This window comes from Epilithonimonas sp. UC225_85 (assembly GCF_042695135.1).
Lineage (GTDB): Bacteria > Bacteroidota > Bacteroidia > Flavobacteriales > Weeksellaceae > Epilithonimonas.
This window is the reverse complement of sequence record NZ_CP170547.1, coordinates 246,462-263,918: the sequence shown is the minus strand read 5'-3', so window position 1 is coordinate 263,918 and position 17,457 is coordinate 246,462. Positions and strand designations below refer to the sequence as shown.

Sequence of the window (17,457 nt, the reverse complement as noted above, 5' to 3'; positions counted from 1 at the left end):
TTTACATCAAAGAGTTTTTTTTATTTTTGACAAAACAAAACACAAATGCTTGTCAAAATTTACGGTGCAGCTATCCACGGCGTTTCTGCACAGATTATTACCATAGAAGTTAATGTCGATCAGGGCGTAGGCTATCATCTTGTTGGTCTTCCTGATAATGCTATCAAAGAAAGCAGCTACCGGATTTCCGCAGCACTTAAAAATTCCGGATTCAAAATTCCGGGGAAGAAGATTACCATCAATATGGCTCCGGCCGATCTCCGGAAAGAAGGTGCGGCTTATGATCTGAGTCTTGCTTTAGGGATTTTAGCCGCTTCTGATCTGATCAAATATGAAACTATCAGCGACTATATTATTATGGGAGAACTGTCTCTTGATGGTAGTTTGCAACCCATAAGAGGTGTTTTGCCAATTGCAATAAAAGCGAGAGAAGATGGTTTCAAAGGCATCATTCTTCCGAAAAAAAATGCAAGAGAAGCCGCAATCGTAAATCAATTAGATGTTTATGGGATTGACAATATCAAGGAGATCATAGATTTCTTTAATGAAGACGGTGAGTTAGAAAAATTTGAGATCGATACCAGAAAAGAATTTCAGGATAAGATAGATAACTTCCCATTTGATTTTGATGAGGTTAAAGGTCAGGAAGCAACCAAACGGGCCATGGAAGTTGCCGCAGCTGGCGGTCATAATATTATCCTGATTGGTTCTCCCGGAAGCGGAAAAACAATGATCGCCAAACGGTTGCCAAGTATTTTGCCGACACTCAGTCTCAAAGAATCTTTAGAAACCACAAAGATCCATTCGGTGGCAGGTAAAATGGGTGCCGAAACTTCATTAATAACAATCAGACCCTTTCGTGCGCCACACCATACGATTTCGGATGTCGCATTGGTCGGAGGTGGCAGTTATCCTCAGCCAGGTGAGATTTCCCTCGCTCACAACGGTGTTCTTTTTCTTGATGAGATGCCCGAATTCAAAAGAACTGTATTGGAGGTGATGAGACAGCCGTTGGAAGACAGAGTCGTTACCATTTCTCGGGCTAAATTCACCATAGAATATCCGGCAAGTTTTATGCTTGTCGCAAGTATGAACCCGAGTCCAAGCGGCTACTTCCCCGATGATCCCAACAATACTTCATCTACAATGGAAATGCAGCGCTATATGAACAAATTATCCGGACCACTTTTGGACAGAATCGATATTCACATCGAAGTTTCGAAGGTAGAATATGAGCAACTGACGGAAAAGAAAAAAGGTGAAAGCAGCGCAAGCATTAGAGCCCGTGTCAATAAAGCAAGAGATATTCAGAATGAGAGATATAAAGATTCCGACATCAGCTATAATGCCCAAATGGGATCAAAAGAAATGGAAAAACATTGCGAACTGGACGAGTATTCTCAGTTATTAATAAAAGCTGCCATGCTGAAACTCAATCTTTCCGCAAGAGCCTACAGTAGAATTCTGAAAGTTGCGAGAACGATTGCCGATCTGGAAAATTCTGAAAATATCCAAGGCGATCATATTTCGGAGGCGATACAATACAGAAGCCTCGATCGTGATTTTTGGAGTGTTTAAATCTTATTAAATAATAGCCTTACATATTTCTATTATGTCCATACATTACAAATTATATCAAAAGCCACAACCAGGTGTTGCAGGTGGCGGAGTGAAGAAATGGTATGCGAATGCTGTTTTGGATGAAGAGTTAACGTTAGATGATCTGGTCAAAAAGATTGAAAAGTTTTCCTCCTTTTCCGAACCAGATATACGGGGAATCATTGTCTCTTTGGAAAATGTGATCAAGGAAGAAATTACCAATGGAAAAATCATCCGTCTCGATGTCTTGGGAAGTTTCTATCCGTCATTATCCACGGAAGGTGTGGACAATGAAGAAGATTTTACAGCGGCAAATATCAAAAGTGTAAAGACAATCTACCGTCCTGGTAAACGTATTTTGGAAGCCCTCAAAGGAATAAATTTCAGAAAGAAAGCTTGATTTGATATAATATGATGCTTCCAGATCCATCATGAGTAGCTTCTCATTTTGTTGTGAGTAGCTTCCCGTCTGATGAAATGTAGTGTGATAAATTTGAAAAACAACACTAGAACGGCATAACTTAAAACAATCCGCCTTCATTCTGATTCTCGAAAAAAGTATCAATGTCCAATTTCCCAGACTTCGCTGCGGCAACAGCCAATTGATCACAAATCTCATTTTCAGGATGTCCGGCGTGGCCTTTGATCCAATGGAATTTTGGATTGTGAAGTTGATACAAAGTGTAAAATTCTTTCCAAAGGTCGGGGTTTTTCACATTTTTCCAACCACGTTTGATCCAGCCATAGATCCATTTTTGATTGATGGCGTCTGCAACATATTTGCTGTCGGTGAAGATGTGTACCTCATTGTCAGAAGTTCTTAGATTGCTTAATGCAACAATTACTGCCATCAGTTCCATACGGTTGTTGGTGGTTTTCCGGAAGCCTTTGGAGTAGGTTTTCTGATATTTTTTTTCGGGGACACGCATCAGGATGCCGTAACCGCCTGGTCCGGGATTTCCGCTGCAGGCGCCGTCTGTAAAGATTTCGACTTTTAAACTCAAAACAAAAAATTAGAAAGGCATGCTGTCATCGTCATCATCATTCATCGCAGAGCCGGACACCTGATTGTTGTTCGGAATTCCAAAAGCAGAATGTGGATCACTCGTGATCGTAATTCTGTCAAAACCTGAAGGTTCATCTTTCTGCCCGAAGTTGGAAGGCGTGTATTCGTAATTGGTTCCGAGATCTGCAAACTTACCGATGTTCTTGTGGAAAGCCAGTCGGACGTCTGCTGTAGCACCATTTCTGTGTTTTGCAATAATGATCTCAGCTTGGTTTTCTGTACTTGTTTCTGCACCTTCCTCATCATTATCCCAAACTGCGATCTTATAATATTCCGGGCGGAAGATGAAGGAAACGATATCCGCATCCTGCTCAATGGCTCCGGATTCACGGAGATCAGAAAGCATTGGACGTTTCCCCGGACGTGTTTCCACACTTCTGGATAACTGGGAAAGTGCAATCACAGGCACGTTAAGTTCTTTTGCAATGGCCTTCAAAGATCTGGAGATCATCGCAATTTCCTGCTCACGGTTTCCCGCACCTTTTCCGGAGTTGGCAGTCATCAGCTGAAGGTAATCGACCATAATGATCTTTACACCGTGCTGCATTACCAGTCGTCGGCATTTCGCACGGAAATCAAAGATGGAAAGTGAAGGTGTTTCGTCGATATAAAGCGGCGCATTTTCCAGAGCAGAAACGTTCGTAAACAGTCTTTGCCACTCTTCATCTGCCATTTGTCCTTTTCTCAATTTCTCTGATGAAATTCCGGTTTCGGAAGAGATCATTCTTGTAATCAACTGAACAGAGGCCATCTCCAGAGAGAATAGCGCCATCGGAATCTGATGATCCACACAAATGTTTCTCGCCATTGATAAGATAAAGGCTGTTTTCCCCATCGCCGGTCTTGCCGCAATGATGATAAGATCTGAGTTTTGCCAGCCTCCGGTTTCTTTGTCCAAAGCAGAAAATCCTGACGGAATACCGGACAGACCTTCTTTATCTTTAAGAGATTTGATCTTGTCTATCGCTTCTTTTACCAATGAATTAGCGGTGTCAAAACCTTTCTTGATGGTTCCGTTGGTAATTTCGAAGAACGATTGTTCTGCTTTATCGAGCAATTCAAAAACATCGGTCGTTTCTTTGTAAGAACTGTCGATCACATTTGCAGAAACGTTGATTAATGAACGAAGAATATATTTTTCAAGAATTACTCTAACGTGATATTCGATGTGAGCAGATGAACTGACGCCCATCGTCAAGTCAATGATGTAATGGTCGCCACCGCCAAGATTCAGTTTTTCAGTTCTTTTAAGTTCCTGAATGACAGTCATAAGGTCAATAGGAGAATTGCTTTCATACAATTTTAAGATTGCTGCAAAAATCGTTTGATGTCTTGGGTCGTAGAAAACTTCCGCTGTCAATAAGTCTATAGAATGGTCGAGCCCTTTTCTGTCAATAAGAAAAGTTCCGATCACTAATTTTTCAAAATCTAATGCATTTGGCGGCATTTTGCCATCCGAAATAGAGAGTTCCTTTGCAAAATTACCATGCGTAAGAGATGATAATGTATCCTTCTGTGCCATTCTACAAAGATAGTTTTTTTAGAATTTTGACAGAATCAAGATGCTAACAAAATTATTAACAATTAATAGAAATCCTTTATTCAAAAGAATCTTATTGTTAGTAAATTAATATTCTTAGATTTTCTGTAACATTTCAAAGAAAAATTGAACTTAATACATAGAAACATTATCAAATTCTAAATTTCCTTAAATTTAACCAAAATATCCTCTTATGCTACAACGGTTTATCAAGCTAGAATTCAAAAGTTTTTTCAGATCCAGTTCTTTGGCGGCTAATATCGTTGTCAAGATTTTCCAGCTTTTGGGAATGTTGTATTTTTTGGCAATGTTTGTCTTTATCGCTTTCGGAGCTTATTATTTCCCAAAGAAAGAATTGCATATTGATCCGGTTTCTTTCATCAGCGGGTATTTAATTTACTGGTTAGTAGCCGATCTTTTCCTCAGATATTTTTTCCAACAGATGCCAACTCAGAATATCAAACCTTTTCTGACGATGAACATCAGAAAAAACGCGCTCGTCAATTATATGATTGGGAAAACCTTTTCATCGTTTTTCAGTTGGGGCGGGCTTTTCATTTATATTCCGCTTTTAGGGATTTTGCTTTACAACGACCATTCTGTTGTGGGAAGTTTTGCCTGGATATTTTCGATTATCATTTTAAGTTTCTGCAGCAATTTTCTTAACATTCTTCTCAATGGAAAAGATTTGGTTGTCTGGATCATAGGTGCACTTTTGATGGCGTTTATAGGCTTAGACTATTACAAGATCATTTCTTTATCATCGTTTTCGGAATCGGTTTTTATTAAATTTTATCATCATTGGTGGACGATTATTATTCCAATAATATTAATGTTAACAGGATTCTTCATTGTTAAAAAATTCATCAAAGAAAATTTTTACCTTGACAAAGGTTTGGAAATGAAACAGGAAGTTGGCAAGACAGAAAGCATCCAATTCCTTAATAAATATGGCGTCCTCGGAACATTCATCAATAATGACATTAGAATGATCAAACGTAGCAAAGCTGCAAAATCGATCGCTTTGGGAAGTTTCTTGTTCTTGTTTTACGGATTGCTTTTATTCAGTTCCCCGACTTACAAAACCGCTTATATGCAACTGTTTATGGGGCTTTTTGTGACTGGCGGATTCTTGTTTATGTTCGGGCAGAGAGTGCCGTCGTTCGACAGTTCTTACTATCCATTGATGATGACTTTGAATGTGCCTTACAAAGAATATCTGAAGGCAAAATGGTGGCTAATAGTCAGCGCAGTTGGCGTGAGTATGGTTTTGGCGGTGGCTTATGCGTTTGTAAGCTGGGAATTATATTTTACATTTCTCGCCGGTGGACTTTATAATATCGGGGTCAACTCCCAGATTGTTCTGCTATCTGGAGCTTTCAATAAAAATCCTGTCGATCTTAATTCCAGGGGAAAATCTTTAGGTAAGAAAAACAATTTTAGTTTCAAAAACATCTTGCTGATTATGCCACAAATGCTTTTGCCAATGGCTGTTTTCGCAGGAACAAAATACTTCTTCGGAACGGCAGCCGCGGTTGCGAGCCTGGCTGCTTTGGGATTGATTGGCTTTGTTTTCAGAGAAAAATTCTTTGATTTCATTGTCAAACTTTACAAAAAGGAAAAATATTCCACCATCAAAGCCTTCAAAGGAAATTAAATCTAACATCTAAACTCTCACTTCTAATCTCTAAAAAAAATGATCACAATAAATAACCTCTCCAAAGTTTACGAAAACAAAAAAGTATTAAGCATCGAAAATCTTGATTTTCAGAAAGGTCAAACCATTGGCCTGGTTGGGAACAACGGTGCAGGGAAAACCACTCTGTTCAGTTTAATTTTAGATTTGATAGAACCGACTTCCGGTTTCGTTTCCATAGAGCAAGAAAAAGTCAATGAGTCCGAAAACTGGAAAAATAAAGTCGGTGCTTTTATTGATGAGACTTTTCTAATCGGATATCTCACGCCCGAAGAATATTTCTATTTCCTCGGCGAATTGCGGGGACAAACCAAAGCCAACGTGGACGAATTCCTGAAAAACTTCAACGATTTCTTCAACGGCGAAATCCTGAACGCCAAAAAATACATCCGCGACCTTTCCAAAGGAAATATGAAAAAGGTCGGGATCATCGGCGCGTTAATTGGAACGCCTCAGATCATCATCCTTGATGAGCCATTTGCCAACCTGGATCCTTCAACACAGATCAAACTCAAAAATTTAATTAGAGACTGGTCAAAGAATTCCGATTCCACATTTCTAATTTCCAGCCACGATTTGGCTCACACCACCGAAGTCTGTGAAAGAATTGTGGTCATCAACAAAGGTGAATTGGTAAGAGATATTGAAACTTCTCCGGAAACGCTAAGAGATCTTGAGCAATATTTTGCAGATCAGGTTTCTGTTGTTTAAGATCCTAAAATAAAGTTTTAAAAAGCTCCGTAGGAGCGTAACGTTTGTAGCAAAAACAGCAATTATGGATTTGAGCTCCGTAGGAGCGAAACTTTCTGATATAAAAAACTCCAAAGAAGTTCTCTGGAGTTTTTGTATGCATAAAGATTTTAAGTTTATAATTTATTTCAAGCTTCCAACCATATCTTCCGGTTTCACCCATTCGTCGAATTGTTCTGCTGTCAAAAGTCCAAGATTCACAGCTTCTTCTTTCAAAGTTGTTCCGTTTTTATGAGCAGTTTTTGCAATTTTCGCCGCATTTTCGTAACCGATGTGTGTGTTAAGAGCAGTAACCAGCATCAAAGATTTGTCAACCAATTCCTTGATTCTAGGTTCGTTTGGTTCGATTCCAACCGCACAATGATCATTGAAAGAAACCATCGCATCAGCTAATAATTGTGCAGATTGTAAGAAGTTATATGCCATTACTGGTTTGAAAACATTAAGCTCATAATTTCCCTGAGTTCCTGCGAAAGAAATCGTCGTATCGTTTCCAAGAACTTGCGCGCAAACCATTGTCAAAGCTTCGTTTTGAGTAGGATTCACTTTTCCTGGCATAATTGATGAGCCTGGCTCATTCTCAGGGATATGAATTTCACCGATTCCGGATCTTGGTCCGGAAGCCAATAATCTGATGTCCTGAGCAATTTTGTAAAGAGAAACCGCCAGTTGTTTCAAAGCACCGTGAGATTCAACAATGCCGTCGTGTGCTGCCAAAGCCTCGAATTTATTCGGAGCGGTAACAAAAGGAAGTCCGGTGAAATCTGCAATATATTTCGCCACCAAAACGTCATAACCTTTCGGTGTATTCAGTCCGGTTCCAACTGCAGTTCCACCCAAAGCTAATTCTTTTAAATGGTCAAGCGTATTGTTGATCGCTTTTTTCGCATAATCCAATTGCGCAACATAACCGGAAAATTCCTGTCCAAGCGTCAAAGGCGTTGCATCCATCAGGTGCGTTCTTCCGATTTTCACGATGTTTTGAAACTTTTTCGCTTTTTCGTCCAGCGTATTTCTCAATTTTTCCAGAGACGGCAAAGTTTCTTTCACGACTTTCGTGTAAGCAGCGATGTGCATTGCCGTTGGATAAGTGTCGTTGGAAGACTGGGATTTGTTAACGTCATCATTCGGGTGAACCAAAGTTTTCTCGCCAAGATTTCCACCGTTCAAAACGTGCGATCTATTAGCTACAACCTCGTTCACGTTCATATTGGATTGCGTTCCAGAGCCTGTTTGCCAGATCACGAGTGGAAATTGGTCGTATAATTTTCCTTCAAGGATTTCATCACAAACTTTTCCGATCAGGTCTCTTTTTTCATTATCAAGAACGCCTAATTCTGCATTCGTAAATGCCGCAGCTTTCTTCAGGTAAGCAAACGCATCTATGATTTCGCGAGGCATACTTCCTTCCGGCCCGATTTTGAAATTATTTCTGGAACGCTCCGTCTGTGCACCCCAAAATTTCTCTGCAGGCACCTGCACGTCGCCCATTGTGTCTTTTTCGATTCTGAAACTCATTATTTTATATTTATTATTTTTAGAAGCTTAATCCCGCTTTCCGTTACAATCTTTTTGCTCGGCATAGCCTCTCGCAAAAAGGATTTCCACTACAATCGGGGCTGGTTGATAAAAGACTGTTTTAAAACTTTCCCCAATCAACTTTATATTGATTTTTACAACCTTACGAAATTACTAAAAACTAAAAGTTCAGCAAAATGAAAAAAATCAAGTCAGAAATTTTGTGAGTTTTGGTAAAATCATCTACTTTTGCTAAAAATATATAGCATTATGATGTTATCAGCATTCTGGCCGGTTTACCAATTCCTTTGGACCATTTATTTCTTCACAATGATGATTTGTGGATTTTGGTGTATTTTGATGTTCTTCGGATTCATCGTACCACTTTGGTTGACAGAGGGTGTTGCTGAATATTTCGGAAAGATCAACAAAAATTTTGATCCGGAAAAAATAAGATACAAAAAGCTATATGAGCAGGAAGGTGTAGAAGTAATCTACCAAAGACCTGCAGGTGAAAAACCATTAGGCCACGGTCACCACCATTAATCTGGCAATTTTCTTTTCGTGAGAGATTGCACTCAAAGCGAAACAATATATATTTAAATCCATTCTTTTTAAAGAGTGGATTTTTTATTTTTTTAACAACAAAGACACGAAGGAATCCACAAAGAGCACAATTAAAATTCAGTTTCTAAAAAACTTAGCTTTGTGAGCCTTGTGTAAAAACTTTGTGTCTTTGTAGTTTAAGAAAATTACATAGAATCAACTTCTGACATCCGTTTTCCAACTTCCAACTTAAATCTTAATTCCGTATCTTTGCGCTTTAAAAATTTAATATGTCCAAGTCATTAATTCCAAAACTGGAAGCGATAAAACAACGATATAATGAGGTCGCGGATCTTATCATCCAACCAGATGTGATCACTGACCAAAAAAGATATTCCACTCTCAACAAAGAATACAGCGATCTTGGAAAGATTGTGAAAGTATTCGATGAATATAAAGGAGCACTTGATACAATTGCAGAATCTGACGAAATCATTGCGGACGGTTCTGACAAAGAATTTGTAGAAATGGCAAAGCAGGAGAAGTACGAAGCGATGGATAAATTGCCGGAATATGAAGAGCAACTTAAATTTCTCTTGATCCCAAAAGATCCAACTGATGATAAAAACGTGATTGTGGAACTACGTGCCGGAACAGGTGGCGATGAAGCAGCAATTTTCGTGGAAGATGTTTACAGAGCCTATGCAATGTATTTCAAAACCAAAGGCTGGAAACACGAGATTACAGATTCCAGTGAATCTACCAAAGGTTACAAAGAACTAATTTTAAAAGTTGAAGGAGAAGGCGTTTACGGAATTATGAAATTTGAATCCGGCGTTCACCGTGTACAGCGTGTTCCGGAGACAGAATCTCAAGGTCGTGTTCATACATCTGCGATTACGATTGCTGTTTTACCAGAAGCTGAAGAAATCGATTTTGAACTGAATCCTGCAGATATCGAAATGCAAACATCCCGTTCCGGTGGAGCTGGTGGACAAAACGTAAACAAGGTTGAGACGAAAGTACAGTTGACACACAAACCATCTGGTATGGTGGTAGTTTGTCAGCAAGCGCGTTCTCAGCTGGCTAACCGTGAATTGGCAATGGAAATGCTTCGTACCAAATTATATGATATCGAAGTTCAGAAATCTGTTGGTGATATTGCGGCTCAACGTAAATCTATGGTTTCTACCGGTGACCGTTCTGCAAAGATCAAAACGTACAACTATCCACAAGGAAGGGTGACAGATCACAGAATCAACAAATCGATGTACAATCTGGATGCGTATATGAACGGCGATATTTCTGAGATGATCGACGCTGTAATTATGGCGGAGAATGCTGAGAAATTGAAAGGAGAAGAAGAGGGGATTTCTTAATATTCTCAATTTATATAAAATGAAAAAGACTGCACATTTGCAGTCTTTTTTCTATTTGACTTTATCAATTCCTCTGAGTCCGGTAAAGCGGATTCCGTATTTCCAATTGCAGTAAGCAAAGAATTGATACAGTCTGTATTCGAAATCTAGCCCGTAGTTTTCTTTTTGATCATAATCTATGGCGACCTCATAAAAATTTGGATTGACACCGGAATAGAATCTGGAATTCCATTCGTTGACCAAAATAATATTTCTGGATTTGAGGCTGGATTCTGTGAACATGGATTTTGGCTGTGCTCGAGTTGCTACAAAATTTTCATACTCTGCATCGAAAACGGTTATTTCCCATTCGTCGGCAGAATCTGTTTTCTTCTGAGTGGCAATTGATGGTTTCTGGTTTTCCGGCAGTTTTTTGGTGCTAGCAGAACAAGACCAAATGAATGCGGAAAGTATAATCATAATAATTAAATTTTTCATTTTTTGAAATTTACTAAGTGACAAATATATCTTACAAAAGTCATTATAACCGTCGGAATAAATATATAACTTAATTAAACAAAAAACCGTTCCAAAGATTTGAAACGGTTCATATGATTGAAATTAATTAATTAAGGAGTTGGATCTTTTTGTAGAACCACAAATGCAGGAAAGTGGTCGGAATAACCGCCGGTAAACTGATCTCCACTCCACGATCGGAAAGGATAACCTTTGTAATTACCTTCTTTTGTTACCAGATAAGCAGGTGCATAGATCTCAGCTTTGAAAACCGTGTAATCTTTTCTAACTTCTTTGTTCGGAGAATATAAATTAGAAGAAACAATAATCTGATCGAATAGGTTCGGAGAATCCTGGTATGCCAAAGATGCCACGCCATTTTTATACAAAGGATACATCAGGTTAAGATACGGTGCTGTTTCTGAAAGATCTTTCGGATTGCCGACAGCCTTCAGATAATTTTTTAAACTTGGACTGATAGGATCATCATTGAAATCACCCATTGCAAACATTTTGGTAGAAGGGTCTAGTGCTTTTACGCTATCCATCTGTTGTTTCAGGATTGCAGCAGCAGCATTACGTTTTGGAAGGGAAGCCGCTTCACCACCTCTTCTGGATGGCCAGTGGTTTAGGAAAAATGCCACTTTTTCGTTATCAAGAAAACCGGTTAATACCACAATATCTCTGGTATATTCTCTGTTCCCTTCGCTTCCAAAGATTTTCACTTCTTTTTTCCAGGATTTTGAAGGTGTAAATCTTCGTTTCTGATAAATGAAACCAACATCAATCCCTCTGTAATCATAAGAATTATAATGGATAACACCATAATCATATTTAGCAAGTGAAGGTTCTTTTACAATATCTTCCATTACCTGACGGTTTTCAACTTCTATCATCCCTACAACAACAGGAGCTGTGTTTGTATAAGCCCTTCCCATTTCGGAAATCACTTTTGATTCGTTTTGTAATTTTTGCTTATAGATTTTGTAGTCGTAATTTTTACCACTTTTTGGTGTGAACTCTTCAGAACCGCCCTGGATTCTAACGACTTTTTTGCCAATCAGAGATTGATCATTCCAGGGTCCTTTGTAATCTTTCTCTGTTACTTCCAGATATTTTACAGAATCCAAAGGCACACTTCTGTGGAAAGCGGGATTGCTAATATCCTTTGTTCCATCTATATAATCAGCGGATCGAACGGTATCCCAGAGATTTTCCACATTCAGAAATCCAACCGTTGCAGCGCGAACTTGTTTCTTTTGCTGTGCAAATAATAATGAGATACTAAATAAAGCAATTAAGCTTAAAATATTTTTCATAAATAAAATATGTAAGGCTACAAAAGTAATTTTTTTTGGATTGTTGCAAAATAAAAATTTCAAGTTTTTGAAAATTCATAATAAAGTCGCAATTAATTGACAATTTGTTAAAATAAATAAAATGTTAAAAAGTTTTAATTATCGAAAATTTATTTACATTTGCGTTCCGTGCGTAACGGACTGTATATTAGAAAAAAAGAGCAAACAAAACCTAATTGATTTATGATTAAAAAATTATCATTAATCTCCTTATTTACAATGCTTCCGGCATCATTTTACTATGCACAGACTACGGTTTTTGCATACCTGAAAGATGCTGACGGGAAACCGGTGGAGAAAGCACAAGTGGATCTAAAAGGAGAAGGTAATGGTGTTTCGGCAGATAAAATTGGATATTTCCAGTTTGTGGATCTTAAAACCGGACATTATCAGATTGTGGTAACCAAACCAAATTTCGAAACAAAAACATTGGAATTTGACATCACCACAGAAAAAAGAAAAGACCTGGGTGTTATTACCCTTTATTCTACACTAACTGGAGCAGATCAAGGTCTTGCAATCCTTGATAATGGTGATGATGAAGGAGGCAACCAATCTTCAACCGTTGGTCTGTTACAATCTTCGCAAGATGTTTTCAACAGAATTGCGAGTTTTGACCTTGGTGCCTACTGGTTCCGACCAAGAGGTGTTGACGGAAGAACTTCCGAAAATATACTGAATGGCGTTTCTATGGTGAAATCTGATAATGGAAATGTAGATTTTTCTAACTGGGGAGGTCTTAACGAAATTGTAAGATATCCGGAAATTGCATCCAATCATTCCCCGTCTGAATATGCTTTCGGAGGTGCTAGCGGCGTAATTTACAAAAATACAAAGGCCAGCGAGTACAGAAAAGGTTTCCAGGCAGTTTATTCCATTACGAATAGAAATTACAGACAAAGAGTCTCTTTGAGATATACGTCCGGAATGTCAAAAAGCGGATGGGCATTTACAGTGATGGGTGCTAAAAGATGGGCAGAAGAGGGAATCCAGGATGGAACTTTCTATGATGCTTACGGAACTTACCTGGGTGTTGAGAAAAAAATCAGTAATAACCATACCATTACTTTCAATGCTTTTGCTTCACCAACAAGAAGATCTACCTCTAGCCCAAATACGCAAGAAGTGTATGACTATAGAGGCGTACATTACAACTCATATTGGGGATGGCAGAATGGAGAGAAAAGAAATGAAAGAGTTAGAAAAGCTTTCCAGCCGATTTTTCAATTACAGGATTTCTTAAAAATTAATAAAAATTCTAATCTTTGGACTTCTGTTTCTTATCAGTTTGGAAAAGACAGAGGATCTAGATTGGATTGGCAGAATGTACAAAATCCATCGCCAACTTATTATAAAAAGTTGCCAAGTTATTTTTCTAATAGTATAGATTACAATGCATATCACAATAATACTGATCCTGCATTATATGCAACATTAGAAGCTGGCCGTGTTGCTGCATTGAGTGACTGGCAAAATAATAACGAGGATGTTACCCAGCTGAATTGGAATGCTATGTATAAAACCAACATGTCTAATGATGCTGTGGATCAGGCTGATATGGCAAAAAGATATGGTTTAACAGGAAGAAGAGCTAAATATTTCTTGGTAGATGATGTAAGCGATGATAAAATCTGGAATGCGGCTACACATTATACATACAATTTTTCTGACAAGTCTAAATTCTTGCTGAATGTCTCTTACCAAAATTACCGTTCAGAATACTACAGAGAAGTTAATGATATGTTAGGAGCTGACTATGTATTAGCAGTAGACCCATTTGCACAATCTAACAGACAAGGTTCTTCCGGTCTTTATGATGTGAACGATACTAGTCTTGCAAAACACGTAGGAGATAGAATCAGTTATAATTATATCCTGAGAAGACAGGAAGTAAAAGTTAATCCAGGTATTAAATTCTCGACAGGAAATTTTGATGTTTTCGTAAGCGGTTTATTCGGATATTCGACTTCTAACAGAGAAGGTTTATTCCAGCATTATTTATATCAAAATACATCTCTTGGAAAAAGCCAGGATTTCAACTATTGGAACTATGGGTTAAAGAGCCAGATCGTATATCGACTGAATGGTAGAAACTTCTTGGTTTACAACGGTGCCTATTTTACACAAGCACCTTTCTTGGAAGATATTTTCATTAATCCAAGAAATAATAATTATGCAGCTCCGGGTATTAAAAATACCAAAATCAATGCTAATGATTTGAGCTATGTAATGTCTACACCTAGAATTAAAATGAGAGTAACTGGTTACATTGTTGATACTCAGGATGACACAAATGTGCAGAGATTCTTTGCAGACGGACTTAGCCTTGCCACAAGTACCAATGACGAGAATACTGGTGTTGCAGATCAAACCGCTAGTGCATTTGTAGTGCAGACAATGTCTAATGTAGACAAGAGAAATATGGGTGCCGAATTCGGCGTGGATTATAAGATATTACCAACACTATCTTTCCAAGGGGTTGCCAACTGGGGTGATTATACTTACAGAAACAATCCGACTGTTTATTTTGCTTCTGATGTGGTTGCAGCACCTTATGTTGCTTATGGAAAAACTAACATTAAGGGAATGAAAGTTGGTGGAACGCCTCAAAAAGCATTCTCTGCAGGGTTGCGTTACAGTGATCCTCATTATTGGTGGGTTGGTGCAAACTGGAACTATCTGGATGATAATAATCTGGACCCAAATGCTATTACCAGAAGTGATGAGTGGATTCAAAATAACGCAAGCAGTACACCATATACTAATTTGACTCAGGAAAAGATCGATTATTATATGAGACAGAAAAAACTTCCATCTGCGCATTTCATTAATGCGAATGTTGGGAAATCTTGGATCTTTGGAAAATACTATTTATTGATTTCTGCTTCTGTTAATAACATTTTGGATAACACAAAATATATAACAGGTGGATTTGAGCAAATACGAAACTCCAACGGAAACGTAGATTTCGAAAATGATTATAACAGCAAAACGCCAAACTTTGCACCAAAATATTGGTACACTCAAGGGCGTTCATATTTCGTAAACTTACAAGTTAGATTCTAAAAAAAATTAATAATTTTAAAAAAGCAATAAAATGAATATAAAAAAATATTTCAAAATGAGTCTTGGTGCGGCTGTTTTAGTTGCGACCCAGATCTCTTGTATCCAGGATGATAATTGGGATGCTCCAGAGATTGTTTGTAACAACAAATTTGATGCAACTACCTATACAATGGCAGAAGTTGTTGCAATGGCTCCGGCAAGTGGGACAAAGCTTTTCCCAAATTTGCCAGATTCTGCTCCTGTAATTTTTGATGGTTATGTAGTATCGTCTGACCAAAGCGGAAACTTCTACAAAACTATTTCTTTTCAGGATAAACCAGTTAATCCAACTGTTGGACTGCAAATAGAAATTGATAACTCAGGTAACTTTGCAGATTTTCCAGCAGGAGCGCACATCAGAATCAAAGCCAATGGACTTGTTCTTGGTAAAGATGCTGGTGTTTTGAAACTGGGAGCAGTTGATCCTAACTATGCTATCGGAAGAATTCCCAGATCTATTGTAGGTAGATTTATGTCCGGAGTTTGTAATGGAAATGGATTAGATATCGTAGAAATTACGCCTACAGTTGTAACTCTTGATCAGATTGCAAATGACAAGTACATCAATACTTTGGTTACTGTTAAAGATGTTCAGTTCATCGATTCTGAAGTTGGTAAAAACTTAATGGATGTTGATGCTTCTAATACACCAATTGATACAGACAGACATATTGAGAATCTTGCAGGAAAAACTGCTGTTGTAAGAACAGACGGTTTCTTCAAACCAGCTTTTCAGATTCCAAATAAAAGTGGTGATATTACATTTGTAGTGAGTAAATATAATTCTGCATACCAAAATGTAATCAGAGCTTCTGGTGATATCAATTTCACAAAAGACAGACTGCCAAAACCAGCAACAGTTTTTGAAGACACTTTTGCCAGTAATAGTTTTGCAACAAACAGCTGGTCAACAGTGAGTGTTACCGGTGCAGAATCTTGGTACATCGCTGCTTTTGGAAATCCAAAACCTTGTGCTGCAATGAACGGATTCAATGGCGGAAATAAAGCCAATGAAGATTGGTTGGTTTCAAAAGCGATCTCTCTTGCCGGTGCAAAAACTGCTACTTTCTCTTTTGAAACTGATAGAGGTTATGCAGGAAATGAAATCGAAGTATTTGTAACTGAGAACTATACAGGAAACCCAAGCACAACAACTTGGACAAAACTGAATCCAATATTAGATACAACTACTTCTTTTAGCGGATTTGTAAATTCTGGTGCTATTGATTTTACAGCTTACGCAGGTAAAAACGTAAATGTTGCTTTCAAATATACATCTACTACTTCTGCTGCGGCAACTTGGGAGATTGATAATGTGAAAGTTATTGTAACAAAATAATCTTATCTTTAGTAAATAAAAAGACCGCTAATCAGCGGTCTTTTTTTATTTTAGAATATTCCGGAATTATTTGTTTTGAGTTTCCGCCAAAGCTTCCGTCCGAAAAATAATACAACAACGATTAACGTGATCGCCAAAATAAAAGCGATCACAGGAAGAAATATTGATAAAACAGACATCAATCCGGCTCCCGCAGTTTCTGTCGTAGCAACCAGATTATTTCCGATTCCTGCAGTTGTAGCTGTAGAGGCGGCTCGTGTCCCGGCAAAACCGGAAGCAATAGTTGCAGCAGTTCCGCCGCCGGCTATCAATGCTAATGCCCACTGGGGAAATGTCCCCAATTCCATAAACTGACTGGCAAATAAAACAGATCCGGCAATTGTGGCCAATGGGATAGACAAGGTATCAAGAAAATTATCAACCACGGGAATGTAATAGGCAAGAATTTCTATTACTGTTGCTACTCCTGTGGTAATGAGCGTTGGCAATCCGGACAGCCAGGCAAAGTTATCACCCATCGGGATCCAGCCTGCATAAGAAGCCAGGCTTACTGCAAATAAAGGTAAAAATACACGGAAACCGGAAGCTGCCGCCAATCCAATTCCTATAAAAGCACTTAATAAGTAAGGTAAAATATCAGCCATTTGTAATTTTGTTTATGATTAAAATTACAAATTAATTAATGATATTATTCAGATTTCTTTTTGCAGAGACTGAGAAACTGTTTTTCAACGACGGAAAAATTATCAGGCATATCTTTAGAAGCCCAAAAAAGCATCACGATAGATCGTTCCCCGAATGCTTCTATGTAAATGGATTTATTTAATCGGTAACATTCTCTAAGTAAGCGTTTTATACGATTTCTGTCAACCGCTCTTTTGAAAAATTTCTTAGAAACAGAAACGCCAACTCTATGCGAAGGAACAGAAAAACTTTCAGAAGATTTGATATGAATTACTCTGATGTTTTCTACAGTCAGCCACTTACCTTTTTTAAAAAGATGGTCTATTTCTGATTTTCTTTTCAGTTTTTCGTGAGTTGGAAAGCTGTTTATTTTCATTTGGAA

Annotated in this window: 15 protein-coding genes; 8 read left to right on the top strand and 7 right to left on the bottom strand. The window is 38.1% G+C overall.

Annotated features, from left to right (window positions below; translation table 11 throughout):
* Nucleotides 1-45 precede the first annotated feature (45 nt).
* Together ACFJGY_RS01310 and ACFJGY_RS01305 are read left to right on the top strand one after the other, a co-directional pair.
* The gene (locus ACFJGY_RS01310) at nucleotides 46-1,578 is read left to right on the top strand and encodes a YifB family Mg chelatase-like AAA ATPase (protein ID WP_379967160.1); all 1,533 of its coding nucleotides are present in this window, start codon (nucleotides 46-48) and stop codon (nucleotides 1,576-1,578) included.
* 34 nt (nucleotides 1,579-1,612) lie between these two features.
* Nucleotides 1,613-1,999: an HU family DNA-binding protein gene (locus tag ACFJGY_RS01305; protein WP_379967157.1), complete on the top strand. Its 387-nt coding sequence runs from the start codon at nucleotides 1,613-1,615 to the stop codon at nucleotides 1,997-1,999.
* Between the two features lie 121 nt (nucleotides 2,000-2,120).
* Here ACFJGY_RS01305 and rnhA read toward each other — a convergent pair whose 3' ends face one another.
* Complete coding sequence (gene rnhA, locus ACFJGY_RS01300; protein WP_379967154.1) at nucleotides 2,121-2,603, bottom strand: ribonuclease HI; 483 nt, start codon at nucleotides 2,601-2,603, stop codon at nucleotides 2,121-2,123.
* 9 nt (nucleotides 2,604-2,612) lie between these two features.
* Complete coding sequence (gene dnaB / locus ACFJGY_RS01295) at nucleotides 2,613-4,187, bottom strand: replicative DNA helicase (RefSeq protein WP_379967151.1); 1,575 nt, start codon at nucleotides 4,185-4,187, stop codon at nucleotides 2,613-2,615.
* A gap of 211 nt (nucleotides 4,188-4,398) precedes the next feature.
* On the opposite strand from dnaB, the gene ACFJGY_RS01290 reads away from it, so the two are divergent.
* Nucleotides 4,399-5,862, top strand: a complete 1,464-nt coding sequence (locus tag ACFJGY_RS01290) for a DUF5687 family protein (protein WP_379967148.1) — start codon at nucleotides 4,399-4,401, stop codon at nucleotides 5,860-5,862.
* Between the two features lie 39 nt (nucleotides 5,863-5,901).
* On the top strand, nucleotides 5,902-6,612 hold the full coding sequence (locus ACFJGY_RS01285) for an ABC transporter ATP-binding protein (protein WP_379967145.1): 711 nt from the start codon (nucleotides 5,902-5,904) through the stop codon (nucleotides 6,610-6,612).
* A 162-nt stretch (nucleotides 6,613-6,774) separates the two neighbouring features.
* On the opposite strand, the gene fumC is transcribed toward ACFJGY_RS01285, so the two are convergent.
* Nucleotides 6,775-8,169, bottom strand: coding sequence for a class II fumarate hydratase (fumC, locus tag ACFJGY_RS01280; RefSeq protein ID WP_379967142.1), 1,395 nt, complete (start codon nucleotides 8,167-8,169; stop codon nucleotides 6,775-6,777).
* 270 nt (nucleotides 8,170-8,439) lie between these two features.
* On the opposite strand from fumC, the gene ACFJGY_RS01275 reads away from it, so the two are divergent.
* Together ACFJGY_RS01275 and prfA are read left to right on the top strand one after the other, a co-directional pair.
* On the top strand, nucleotides 8,440-8,715 hold the full coding sequence (locus ACFJGY_RS01275; protein ID WP_379967139.1) for a hypothetical protein: 276 nt from the start codon (nucleotides 8,440-8,442) through the stop codon (nucleotides 8,713-8,715).
* Nucleotides 8,716-9,005: 290 nt separating this feature from the next.
* Nucleotides 9,006-10,094 (top strand): peptide chain release factor 1, encoded by a 1,089-nt coding sequence (gene prfA / locus ACFJGY_RS01270; protein ID WP_034963888.1) that lies wholly within the window; start codon nucleotides 9,006-9,008, stop codon nucleotides 10,092-10,094.
* 51 nt (nucleotides 10,095-10,145) lie between these two features.
* Here prfA and ACFJGY_RS01265 read toward each other — a convergent pair whose 3' ends face one another.
* Nucleotides 10,146-10,571, bottom strand: coding sequence for a DUF6146 family protein (locus ACFJGY_RS01265; protein ID WP_379967136.1), 426 nt, complete (start codon nucleotides 10,569-10,571; stop codon nucleotides 10,146-10,148).
* A gap of 131 nt (nucleotides 10,572-10,702) precedes the next feature.
* A complete protein-coding gene (locus ACFJGY_RS01260) occupies nucleotides 10,703-11,908 on the bottom strand; it encodes an endonuclease (RefSeq protein WP_379967133.1) in 1,206 nt (401 codons plus the stop codon).
* Between the two features lie 222 nt (nucleotides 11,909-12,130).
* Between ACFJGY_RS01260 and ACFJGY_RS01255 the strand changes: the two genes are divergently transcribed.
* Both ACFJGY_RS01255 and ACFJGY_RS01250 read left to right on the top strand, forming a co-directional pair.
* Nucleotides 12,131-15,013: a carboxypeptidase regulatory-like domain-containing protein gene (locus ACFJGY_RS01255; RefSeq protein WP_379967130.1), complete on the top strand. Its 2,883-nt coding sequence runs from the start codon at nucleotides 12,131-12,133 to the stop codon at nucleotides 15,011-15,013.
* A gap of 31 nt (nucleotides 15,014-15,044) precedes the next feature.
* Nucleotides 15,045-16,391 (top strand): DUF5689 domain-containing protein, encoded by a 1,347-nt coding sequence (locus tag ACFJGY_RS01250; protein WP_379967127.1) that lies wholly within the window; start codon nucleotides 15,045-15,047, stop codon nucleotides 16,389-16,391.
* Nucleotides 16,392-16,441: 50 nt separating this feature from the next.
* On the opposite strand, the gene ACFJGY_RS01245 is transcribed toward ACFJGY_RS01250, so the two are convergent.
* Nucleotides 16,442-17,035, bottom strand: a complete 594-nt coding sequence (locus tag ACFJGY_RS01245) for a DUF4126 domain-containing protein (RefSeq protein ID WP_379967124.1) — start codon at nucleotides 17,033-17,035, stop codon at nucleotides 16,442-16,444.
* Between the two features lie 44 nt (nucleotides 17,036-17,079).
* Nucleotides 17,080-17,451 carry a ribonuclease P protein component gene (gene rnpA, locus ACFJGY_RS01240; protein ID WP_379967121.1) on the bottom strand — a complete coding sequence of 124 codons (372 nt, stop codon included), beginning with the start codon at nucleotides 17,449-17,451 and terminating at the stop codon, nucleotides 17,080-17,082.
* Between the last annotated feature and the right edge of the window lie 6 nt (nucleotides 17,452-17,457).